Source organism: Psychrobacter sp. FME6, assembly GCF_014861365.1.
Lineage (GTDB): Bacteria > Pseudomonadota > Gammaproteobacteria > Pseudomonadales > Moraxellaceae > Psychrobacter.
The window spans coordinates 40,122-48,043 of the sequence record NZ_RRYW01000014.1 but is presented as its reverse complement, the minus strand read 5'-3'; the positions used below and the strand labels follow the sequence as shown (position 1 = coordinate 48,043).

General features: G+C 42.7%; 8 protein-coding genes. 2 read left to right on the top strand and 6 right to left on the bottom strand.

Going from position 1 to position 7,922, the window contains the following annotated elements; all coding sequences use genetic code 11:
- Positions 1-255 precede the first annotated feature (255 nt).
- The 6 genes from EI162_RS03635 to EI162_RS03610 all read right to left on the bottom strand — a co-directional run bounded on the left by EI162_RS03635 (position 256) and on the right by EI162_RS03610 (position 6,220).
- Positions 256-1,002: a YidB family protein gene (locus tag EI162_RS03635; protein ID WP_192523074.1), complete on the bottom strand. Its 747-nt coding sequence runs from the start codon at positions 1,000-1,002 to the stop codon at positions 256-258.
- Between the two features lie 152 nt (positions 1,003-1,154).
- Positions 1,155-1,613: a hypothetical protein gene (locus tag EI162_RS03630; RefSeq protein WP_192523067.1), complete on the bottom strand. Its 459-nt coding sequence runs from the start codon at positions 1,611-1,613 to the stop codon at positions 1,155-1,157.
- A gap of 67 nt (positions 1,614-1,680) precedes the next feature.
- Positions 1,681-1,962 (bottom strand): succinate dehydrogenase assembly factor 2, encoded by a 282-nt coding sequence (locus EI162_RS03625; protein WP_192523066.1) that lies wholly within the window; start codon positions 1,960-1,962, stop codon positions 1,681-1,683.
- A 29-nt stretch (positions 1,963-1,991) separates the two neighbouring features.
- Positions 1,992-2,894, bottom strand: coding sequence for a dihydropteroate synthase (gene folP, locus EI162_RS03620; protein ID WP_192523065.1), 903 nt, complete (start codon positions 2,892-2,894; stop codon positions 1,992-1,994).
- 400 nt (positions 2,895-3,294) lie between these two features.
- Positions 3,295-5,187 (bottom strand): ATP-dependent zinc metalloprotease FtsH, encoded by a 1,893-nt coding sequence (gene ftsH, locus EI162_RS03615; RefSeq protein WP_318779286.1) that lies wholly within the window; start codon positions 5,185-5,187, stop codon positions 3,295-3,297.
- A 400-nt stretch (positions 5,188-5,587) separates the two neighbouring features.
- Positions 5,588-6,220, bottom strand: coding sequence for an RlmE family RNA methyltransferase (locus EI162_RS03610; RefSeq protein ID WP_192523064.1), 633 nt, complete (start codon positions 6,218-6,220; stop codon positions 5,588-5,590).
- A gap of 385 nt (positions 6,221-6,605) precedes the next feature.
- Between EI162_RS03610 and EI162_RS03605 the strand changes: the two genes are divergently transcribed.
- Complete coding sequence (locus EI162_RS03605; protein ID WP_192523063.1) at positions 6,606-6,914, top strand: YhbY family RNA-binding protein; 309 nt, start codon at positions 6,606-6,608, stop codon at positions 6,912-6,914.
- A 209-nt stretch (positions 6,915-7,123) separates the two neighbouring features.
- A complete protein-coding gene (locus tag EI162_RS03600; protein ID WP_192523062.1) occupies positions 7,124-7,849 on the top strand; it encodes a hypothetical protein in 726 nt (241 codons plus the stop codon).
- The last annotated feature ends 73 nt before the right edge of the window (positions 7,850-7,922 follow it).

The window sequence follows — 7,922 nt, the reverse complement described above, 5'->3', positions numbered from 1 at the left end:
GGCCTCTTTTTCACCTGCTCTTTGATATTGCACTTCATGTGTTAATCTAAGATATTTATACTCTGTTCAAAATGAATAAATATAGGTTTGATGGTGCTTGAATATGAAAAATGCACCCCATTTCCTGGGTGCTTTTACCGTTCCATACATTTCTATGAGCTTGTTTTATAGCATTAAAAAAACAAAAAAAGAGCACATAGATATGTACTCTTTTTTATTTTTATCACTTTAAAATAATGAATAGAAAGAATTATCCTACTTTAATGCACCCAATCGGCTTGATAGCTGACTAATAATTTGATCAACTTCTTGGTTAGCCTCAGTCTCATTATCCAAGTTACCATTCGGCGTTAGTTGGTTCATGATCTCGGGCAGTAACTCAGCCAATCCTTGACGTACTTCTGTATCGTTAGCACCTGTATGAGCAGCGACTTGCTGGATTTCACTGTCGTCAAATAAGCGACTGATTTCGTTTGGATCAAGGTTGTCATTGTCTTGTTGATTACTCATCCACGACTTCGCTTGGTTTTCATAGCCCATGCCAGTAATTTTTGATAATGCACCACTCAAACCGCCGTTACGTTTGATCCAGTTTAATACCATCGGCATCAATGCAGCAATTAGCATCCCTTTACCGCCGAAGCCAGACTGTCTAGTTTGACCACCCATAGTCTGTCCACCCAATACGCTACCTAATATGTCGCCAAGCCCGCCCGCACCTGAGCTCATATCACCACGCTGACTACTTCCTGTTAAACCACCACCTGTTAGTCCACCGAGAATGTCATCTAAACCAAAACCATTATCGGTTTGACGGTCATATTGGCGAGGATTATAGCCATCCGCTTGACCACCGCTGCCGCCTAATACACCGCCCAGTATATCGCCAAGGCCACCTGTACGACGCGGACTAGTATGTTGGTTGACTGGATTGCGTTGGGCATCTTCTGGATCCATCGCATTACGGGCCACTTGGCTCACTAAATTCCCTAATAAACTCATCATCTACTCACTTTTTTGTCATAGTATTTATTGTTATCTTGCAATATAACAAATCTTTTTCGGCACAGAGATAGGTATTTTGTTATGACATGTAGGTGTTCGTAAATCTATAGAACAAAGGCAGGGTTGATAGGAGTCGAGAGAGTAATGGATTACCGTGTTTTAGTAGAACTTACATGGGCTAAAATATTTAATTCTCGCCATTGCTCAGGGTTTACTTGATCGCGAAACACCGTCACTGATAATGGCCGCTGATAAGGCTCTATGACTATGAACTCAAAACTCATCACCCATTGATAACGATGGACCGCTTTTAATTGTGCCTGCCATAGCTCATCACCACGCCCCGTGCGCATCAATAGTTGCCACTGTTGATCAAGACGCTGACTGAGGGGCGGCTGGCTAAGATGTAGTAATATCGGGCGTGATAATATCAAATAAATGCTGACCGCTGCCGCAACTATCGAGATAAGTACATATTGCCAGAAGGCTAGAGCCGCAAGCCATGCAAGCACAACCATGACAACAGATAAACCTATATAAAACAATACTCGTAAGTAGCTGGTAGGCTGGATAGCAGTGTCAATACGTAATGGGGTTGCCAAGCTCATAGTGTACTCCCAAAAAATGGTGAACTGCTATTCCAAGTTAAAGCACATAAGCTGCTAATAAGATTTATTAAGTCAACTCTTTAGTATGGCGCCAGGTTTTTATTTTATTGACCAACGCCCATATTGCCTCATCTTCTGGGCGATTTTGATTGGTGAAATAATCCAGTAAATCAGGGTCTTCATGAGTGAGCATTTCTGCAAATACCTCTTGTTCAGCAGGCGCTGCCGTTAAATACAGCTCTTTGACATAAGGATCGATATAAAAGTCTAACTCTTTTAATCCGCGACGCGCTTGATAAATTATACGGCGCTGTTCATTGGTTGGTTCTGGCTGAATGGTGCTGGTCATAGAGATACTCTCACTATTTTAAATGATGTTTAAGATTCAGGATGATTATACGCAGATAATTGATTCCATAATGCCACCGCTTGCTGCATCATAGCCACATTATGCGTACGAATGATACTTGCTCCTTGCTGTAGCGCAAAAATGCCAGCCGTCGTGCCTACCGCATCACGATCTAACGCTTGAGTCGTTGCAACCGCTGTAACCCTGCTCTTGCTTAACACTTCCGCTAAAAAACGCTTGCGTGAAATACCAAACATGATTGGTAACCCAAGTGCTTTTAAACTTTCAAGCTGGCTTAATAGTGCGCAATGATGCTCATAGTTTTTAGCAAAGCCAAAGCCTGGGTCAATAATGATGTTTTCACGCTTAACACCAAGGCTCATTACTTCATCAATGCGCATTGACAACTCGGTACTCACGTCGCTTATTATATCGTCATATTGTGCCAGATTATTCATCGTCGTTGGCTCACCGCGCATATGCATCAGCATCACAGGTATATCAAGCTCAGCTGCTAGTGCCGCTGCACCCTCGCGTTTCAGCGCTCGTACATCATTCCAAATATCAGCACCTGAATCAAAACTTGCCTGCATCACCGCTGGGTTACTGGTGTCAATGGACAGCCAAATCTCATCTCCGCAGTGCTGCCTAATCGCTTGAACAACTGGCACGACACGCTGTACCTCATCGCTAGTGGCTACTACATCTGCATTGGGACGAGTAGATTCGCCGCCAATATCGATGATTGTAGCGCCCTCCTTTATCATTTTCTGACAATGAGCAACGGCCTTGTCTACCCCATTGAACTGCCCGCCGTCTGAAAACGAATCTGGCGTGACATTGAGAATACCCATAACATGAGGTTGTGATAAATCTAAGGTTTTATCACGACTCGATATTTTTTGTTGGGGTAAAAGCTGGAATAAGGACATAAATAATCCATTTATTATAATACCATTCACAAAAATTAGAGTAGCAAGGAAAACGAGTGCAAGTGCTATGCACTGTAGACTAAACGAGTTTGACACGGCTAATCGTAATTCTTGGGTTTGGCATAAGAAACATTCTAATGATTGCTATAGTCAGTGAGAAGTAATATCGCTACATCACGTACTGCAGGTACCGTTTCTTCTTGCTTGCTGTGCCTACGCAGACAGAGGCTGCAAAAAAACTATACCCGCAGTATCGTAGCGTTTTTAAAGTATTTTAACTATAGCTGTGCTTATGATACCAGTAAATCTTATTCTGTCCTAAAGCGTTCATAGAATGATAGCCACAAAAAAGCCCTTTATCAAAAAGGGCTTTTTTTATTGAAGGTTAATCAATTAACAACTACATCGCTGGTAATGGTGGCGGTGTTGAATTCGTTGTGGTGATATCATTTTTTGCTAAGTTGACTTCGTTATGCTGATACACTTTTGGCGGACGTGGCTCTTCGCCTGCTAAAATATCCTGCAGCTGATCACGGTCAATGGTTTCCCATTTCATCAATGCATCAACCATGGCATGCACTTTTTCTTGGTTGCCTTCGATCAACTCACGGGCGATATCATATTGCTCTTCTAGCATACGGCGAACTTCTTCATCGACCTTTTGCTGAGTCGCTTCTGAAATAGTGCGGCTACCGCCAAAGTAACCTTGTGAGCTATCATCGTCTTCGTAGACCATGATGCCAAGCGCGTCGGACATACCATATTTGGTCACCATAGCGCGTGCCATCTTAGTCGCTCGTTCAAAATCGTTAGAAGCACCCGTCGACATTTGATTAATAAAGACTTCTTCAGCGATACGTCCACCAAATAAGATGGCGAGATCACTCAGCATTTTCGACTTATACATGCTGGTTTGATCGTGCTCCGGCAACTGCCACGTCACCCCGAGGGCAAATCCGCGCGGCATAATCGTCACTTTATGCACCGGATCGGTACCCGGTAGCAGTTCAGCAACTAACGCATGGCCAGATTCATGGTAAGCAGTAGCACGGCGTTCTTCTTCACGTATCACCATTGATTTACGTTCAGGTCCCATGTATAGCTTATCTTTCGCGTCCTCGAAGTCATTCATATCGACGCTTTTCTTGTTACGGCGTGCGGCAAATAGCGCCGCTTCGTTGACAAGGTTGGCCAATTGCGCACCTGTGAATCCAGGAGTGCCACGAGCAAGTGAATGAGCATCGACACTCGTTGTATTCGGTAGTTTTTTCAAATGCACTTTTAGAATTTGCTCACGACCTTTGATGTCTGGCAAGCCCACTTGTACCTGACGGTCAAAACGACCAGGGCGCAGCAGGGCTTTATCAAGAACATCGGCGCGGTTAGTAGCAGCAATGACGATGACGCCTTCATTACCTTCAAAACCATCCATCTCGACTAATAATTGGTTAAGCGTTTGCTCGCGTTCATCATTACCGCCGCCCGTACCTGAGCCACGATGGCGACCGACCGCATCAATCTCATCGATAAAGATGATACAAGGAGCGCTTTTCTTCGCTTGCTCGAACATATCACGTACCCGTGAGGCACCGACACCCACGAACATTTCAACAAAATCAGAACCTGAAATTGAAAAGAAAGGCACTTTTGCTTCGCCAGCAATGGCTCTTGCCAATAGCGTTTTACCCGTACCTGGTGGACCTACCATCAAAATACCACGTGGAATCGTCGCACCCAGTTTGGTAAATTTATCAGGATCACGTAAGAACTCGACCACTTCAACGACTTCTTCTTTGGCCTCTTCACAGCCAGCAACGTCTTCAAAGTTGACCTTGATTTGGTCTTCAGTCAGCATTTTGGCCTTTGATTTACCAAAGCTCATAGGGCCGCCGCCTTTACCGCCAGCGCCGCCTTGCATGTTACGCATAAAGAATAAAAACAGACCAATAATCAATAGAATTGGGAAACTGGCTATTAGTAACTGCATCAAGACGCTTTGACGCTTCGGCGCTGTTCCTTGAACTTCGACTTGGTTCTCACGCAGCATTGGCATCAGCTCGTCATCTGACACAGCTGGTCTAATGGTCTCAAAAGATGAGCCATTTTTCTTTTCGCCGGTGATCTGCTCGCCATCGATCTCGACACTGGCTACTTGATTTTCTGACACCGCGGTCACAAACTCAGAGTAGTTAAGGTTATCCGGCTCAGATGATTGGTCAAAGCCGCTAAACACCAGCACCAAAACGCCGATTACCACCAGCCACAATAAGGTATTTTTTACCATGTCGCTCACTAGTTATTCCCATCCCTTACTTATTGGTGTGTCAACTTGACACGTGACGTCTATAAACGTATTGCTCATTTTTGATAAACACATCGATATCGAAAACTTGCGATTCAAGCCTATGCTTTTCAAATGTCGCATGAGGACTGTTTTTAACTTTTAACAAGTCATGGATATCAAGAGTCTATCTTAGGTGAGCCTATCAAGCGCTTACTATCAGACGACTTTGTCTAAAAAATATGTTTAAAACAAAGTTAATATACCATGATATGTGGTGTTACCCTGCATAATTCAAGCCGATTTCACTATTATTCAGTTAACGATTGTAGCGGATTTAATACGCCGATAAACACCGTTTATAGTGACGTATTAAACCCGCTACAATGACAACAACTTATTGAAATGATGATTATTTAATCGCAATCCAAAACATCTCTTTTGAGCGCGGTCGTGAAGCACCAGGTTTAATACTACGGATTTTACTAAAATCATGCTGCATTTGCTTGCGTAATTCTTGTGTACCTTCGCCCTGAAACACTTTCATAATAAGCGCGCCACCTTCTGGTAAGGTGGCCAAAGCAAAGTCTACTGCCAGCTCGCATAAATACATCATGCGTGGTTGATCGATGGCACTATTGCCAGCAGTATTGGGCGCCATATCAGACAACACCACATTGACCTGTCTATCGCCCACCTCCGCCATGATAGCATCGAATGCTTCCGCTTCACGAAAGTCGCCCTGAATAAAAGTAACGTCAGGCAAGGTGTCCATAGGTAAGATATCAGAGGCTATTAGAATGCCTTTTTCACCTACCAGCTGGCCAGCTACTTGTGACCAACTACCGGGCGCACTGCCTAAATCTACAACCGTCATGCCTTTTTTAATAAGATTGGTTTTTTCATTAATCTCAAGTAACTTATAAGCAGCACGGGCACGATAGCCGTCTTTTTGAGCCTTTTGCACATAATGATCGTCAATATGCTCTTTCATCCAAGCACTACTACTCTTTGACAGTTTTTTGTTTTCGATACGCGTGGCCAAAATACCTGCTCCTATTGCTTTGCAAAACATTAATATAGTGGGTTCACTTTAAAAACGAGACAGTACTATTGGCTATACATACTGCCGAAGCAGCCAAAATATTTATAAAGCACTTTTGAGATGAGCCGAACTCATTCGGATATACTATCAATCAGGCTTTTTATTCATTCGCAGTAGCAGACTGGCTAAATTCTATTGGTTAAAACACTGATTTATCAGACAGTAGCGTTTATAATGTGACCAAATATTCAGTTTAACATTTTCATCACGTAAAATCGTGCAAAATCCTGCTGATCTTATGCAAGATGACCATAGATTATTTATAATGGTCATTAACTACGCTTAATAGCACTATCATTTATTTTTACCCACACTTAGGAATTCTATGGAACTCGATAACGCTACAATTAAACGCCTAAGAGGCATTGGCCACGATCTTAAACCTATCGTTATGATTGGTAATAAAGGTATCACGCCGACCATTACTGAAGAGATTGATCGCGCTTTATCAGATCATGAACTTATTAAAATTAAATTGCCTGCTGGCACCAAAGAAGAACGTGAAGTCATCGGTGCTGAACTTGCTGCGGCTGCTAATGCTTCTTTGGTTCATACTATTGGTCGTATGGCGCTTTTGCTACGTAAAAATCCGAATGCCAATCCTAAGTTGTCAAATCTTGCACGTAATGCGTAATCGTTGATGTAAGAACAAATATATGGTGTTGATTTACTTTATAGAGGCTAATCAATACAGTAAATGATAAAAGCCGCGATGCAACTTTGCTCGCGGCTTTTATGTTATCTAGGCTTAAATAATTGCTATGATTCAATATTTAATATCATGCGTTATCTATCGCAAATATGACTTTTTAAGATATAAATTACTTTTGGGGCGCGCACGCTATGAGCCAATTTTTTGATTTATGCCTAGCAAACGAAACGCTAGCAAATGATGCATACCAACTCGGTGTTGCTATAGAAGATTTACAACGGATTCAGGTACAGATAAGCGCAACCCTTATACAGCAGCCAAAAGCTTATTTACAACTGCAGTATCACGTGACCCTGCCGCTTGAATCCTTGGCTGCTCAATTAGATTGGACGGCATGGCAAGCAGAGCAAGTAGGGTTTTTTGATTATTTATGGGAAGAGACCTGCCTTGAATGTTTTATCACTGGTCGTTCTGTCGGTGATTATGAAGCTTTTGACACTGACAATACAGCGTCTTATATTGAAATCAATGCCAATCCAGATGGCCGCTATGCACTTTATCAATTTCAGCGTTATCGAAACCCTGCAACGCTGCCGCCCAATCCCCTTTTGCATGCAGATAAACAGACTTATGCCTCTATTGATTGGCTTGAAAGCTCCAAGCTCCCCTTAGCGTTAACGAAACCTACCTCTGCTATAGCCTATCATTATGAGCGCAGTTTTCGGGTGCCATTGAAGCAACTACGCCCTTCTAACGCTAACTCCAAGCCGCAATACGCTATTAATAGTACTATTATTGAGTATATACATCCATGCGTCATTTTATGGTTTGGAGCGACTGCGCTATATTTTGCTCCCAAACATGCTTCTCCGCCTGATTTTCACGATCAGCGCTACTGGTCGAGATTTATACCTTAGCTATTCAAGATAACTCAAGCCAATAAAAAAACCTTCACCCTTCTTAAACCTCAGCATTTAAAAACACAAAAAA